Origin of the sequence: Brooklawnia sp., from assembly GCF_032229645.1 — a bacterium.
GTDB lineage: Bacteria > Actinomycetota > Actinomycetes > Propionibacteriales > Propionibacteriaceae > Brooklawnia.
Map to the genome: position 1 here is coordinate 33,434 of NZ_JAVTWX010000099.1, position 2,661 is coordinate 36,094.

At 62.7% G+C, this 2,661-nt stretch carries 4 protein-coding genes; 3 read left to right on the forward strand and 1 reads right to left on the reverse strand.

Annotation, left to right across the window (positions count from 1 at the left end; genetic code table 11):
- The first annotated feature begins 294 nt into the window (after positions 1–294).
- Complete coding sequence (locus AAFP05_RS07585) at positions 295–960, forward strand: class I SAM-dependent methyltransferase (protein WP_341729255.1); 666 nt, start codon at positions 295–297, stop codon at positions 958–960.
- Here the strand turns inward: AAFP05_RS07585 and AAFP05_RS07590 are convergent.
- Positions 950–1,381, reverse strand: coding sequence for a hypothetical protein (locus AAFP05_RS07590; protein WP_341729256.1), 432 nt, complete (start codon positions 1,379–1,381; stop codon positions 950–952). The two genes, AAFP05_RS07585 and AAFP05_RS07590, sit on opposite strands and share 11 nt — an antisense overlap.
- A 314-nt stretch (positions 1,382–1,695) precedes the next feature.
- Here AAFP05_RS07590 and AAFP05_RS07595 point away from each other — a divergent pair, with 314 nt between their 5' ends.
- Together AAFP05_RS07595 and AAFP05_RS07600 are read left to right on the forward strand one after the other, a co-directional pair.
- Positions 1,696–2,166: a nucleotidyltransferase domain-containing protein gene (locus AAFP05_RS07595; RefSeq protein ID WP_341729257.1), complete on the forward strand. Its 471-nt coding sequence runs from the start codon at positions 1,696–1,698 to the stop codon at positions 2,164–2,166.
- Positions 2,166–2,540, forward strand: a complete 375-nt coding sequence (locus tag AAFP05_RS07600; RefSeq protein ID WP_341729260.1) for a HepT-like ribonuclease domain-containing protein — start codon at positions 2,166–2,168, stop codon at positions 2,538–2,540. The genes AAFP05_RS07595 and AAFP05_RS07600 overlap by 1 nt, the downstream gene beginning before the upstream one ends.
- The last annotated feature ends 121 nt before the right edge of the window (positions 2,541–2,661 follow it).

Here is a 2,661-nt window from a genome sequence, read left to right on the forward strand (position 1 = left end):
CGCAGCAGCAGCCTGACCAGCGTCGACTTGCCGGAACCGGACGGGCCGACCAGCGCGCACGTAGAAAGCGCTGGCCCTGGTGAAGTAGCGCCAGCACGCCCGCGGCGACGACCAGGGCAAGCTTTCAGAGGTCGGCTGCGGTTGCGGAGCCTGTGACCAGAGAATCGGTGACCAGCACCATGATCCAAAATGGCAGCAGCGCCAAAGCTGCCGCAACCACCGCGAGGACGACCGAGCCCCCGAGCAGGGAGGCGCAGCTCGATCAGCAAGTCAGGGTAACCTTAGTTAAAGGCCGTGGAAGCGGCTGTCGCGCAGGGCGGGTCTTCTGGTCCGGCCAGTCGAGGAGTTGTCCAGGTGTTCAATCGGTTCTTTCAGAACACCAGGAAGCCGCAAGGGTTCCTGGGCCAGATGATGCTGCGAGGCATGAACGCCGGGCATGCGAATCTGGCTGCGTGGGGCTTCTCGTTTCTGACGATCCCGCGGGGCGCCCATGTGCTGGATGTCGGCTGCGGCGGCGGGGCCAATATCGCGTGGATGCTGAAGAACGCTCCTGACAGTGTCGTGGACGGCCTCGACTACTCGGCGAAAAGCGTTGCTTTCAGTTGCAGGACCAACGCAGCTCAGCTCGGCAAGCGTTGCACGATCCGCCAGGGAGATGTGGCGAGGCTTCCGTATCCCGACAGCAGCCTCGACTATGTGACCGCCTTCGAGACTGTCTATTTCTGGCCCGACCTCGACGTCGCCTTCGGCGAGATCTGGCGCGTGCTGAAGCCGGGCGGCGTGCTCTTCGTCTGTTGTGAGTCGGACGATCCATCGGATACCGCCTGGACTGATCGCATTGAGGGCATGACGATTCACCGGGGAGAAGACTTGAAGCAGCATCTTCTGCAAATCGGGTTTCAAACGGTGGAGGTGCGCCACAATGGCAAAGGCTGGATGTGCCTGACCGCTATTCGTTGATCGGCTTCTGGGCTTTCCCGTCGGGGTAAAGGATGCTGTCTTTGAATATCCCGTCGCCCCAGATCTCGCTTTCGGACAAGGTGGTCTCGATCAGCTCGATAAGTTGGCCATTGATGACGACCATCGCGGTCTGGTAGCCGGCGAAGGGCTGGTAAAGCGGCATGACGATCTCCTGGCCCTGCAACGCCACCTTGACGTCATTCACTTTGAACCCGACATGGGTGCCGGTTTGGATTCTCCGGTCAAGAGAGCAGTCCGGCCCAAAGGCATGCAGCTCAATCGGTACCGACAGATCGTTGGTGGTGTCCAGCGAGTACATGTCGTATAGCGGGCTGTACTTCGTGTGGGCGTTGTCTTTGATCTCGTCCAGCGGTACCGCTTTCCCGATGTGATGGAATCTCATCTGCAGACCGTCGATCATGTTCGTCCTTCGTCGGAGTTCGTTGTCTTATCATCTAACCCCCGGGTGACGAAGACGTCGCGTGCCAGGTCCGAGTTCGATGCGCCGGGGGTTCAGGCTCAGCGACTTGAAAGGAACCTCATGACGGTCACTGGGCCAGAGCCGGGACCATTCGGCTTGACGTTCACCTTCCTCGATTTGGACGGCTATACGATTACCGTCCACGACAAGGCCTGACTCCTCTGCTGCCGAAAGGTCACGGCTTGCCCCCGAAAGCGATGGTAGTCAAGAGGTCATGCTCTATCGTCCGTGCGTCTGGGTCATAAACTCTATTTATGACCCTAGCGCTGGAGTACGAGAAGGCGACACGCGACGCCGAGTTGGCGCGGCTGCGCCGCGTGCTCGCCGTGCGCGCCATGCTCGTCGAGGGGGAGTCGCAGCGGGAGGTCGCGAAGCGGCTCGGGGTTACGCAGCCTGCGATCAGATACCAGGTCGCCAGCGAGCGCACGGACGGTGTCCGGCCCAGCGAGCTGGTCGCCGCCGGAAGCTCCGTGCTCAGGCAGGTCGCCGAGCGGCGAGGATTCACCGAACTCGCGGTGTTCGGTTCGGCCGCCCGGGGGGACGACCGGCCCGACTCCGATATCGACCTGCTTGTGCAGCCGCCGGCCGGCGCCGACCTCTTCGACATGCTTCATCTAGAGGAAGCGCTGGAGGCGATCCTCGGCCGCCGCGTTGATTTGGTGAGTTATCGCGGGCTCGATCCGAAGCGCGATCGTGACATCCTCCGCGAGAGAGTGCTGCTGTGATGGACGCCCGCGTCGCGAAGGAGTTGCTGCATATCCAGCACTGGCTGGAGGTCGCCGCCTCGATTGCCACCAAAGGTAAGGACGCCTACGACACAGACGAGATCGCGCAGGAGGCGGGCGATTCACTGATGATCAAGATCGGTGAAGCGGCGAAGACCCTTGCAGCCCGTGGGCTCGCTGCCCCGGCGGGGGTGAGTTGGAGCGACGCGGCGAAGAACCGCGAGAAGCTCGCCCATCACTACTCGATCACCGACCGCGAGGTGACCTGGCAGACGCTCTCCGGCTCGCTCCCCGCGTGGGCGACGGCGCTCGGGCCGCTGTTCTTGGAAGCGGCAGCGACGCTCGATGCCGATGACGCCGACGCGGTCGAATGACTTGGCCGGCAGCCGGCAGACAAGCCGTGGCGAAACCGCAGACGGGCGTCCGGAACAGCGCGGCGTCCTCAGAACCAGAGACGGATGACTTCTTCGAGGGGCAGACGACCGCGATCGGCCA

Excerpts from the sequence above, each read along its gene's own strand:
- AAFP05_RS07595 (WP_341729257.1), top strand. The coding sequence starts at position 1,696 with ATGACCCTAGCGCTGGAGTACGAGAAGGCGACACGCGACGCCGAGTTG.
- AAFP05_RS07590 (WP_341729256.1), bottom strand. The coding sequence starts at position 1,381 with ATGATCGACGGTCTGCAGATGAGATTCCATCACATCGGGAAAGCGGTA.
- AAFP05_RS07600 (WP_341729260.1), top strand. The coding sequence starts at position 2,166 with ATGGACGCCCGCGTCGCGAAGGAGTTGCTGCATATCCAGCACTGGCTG.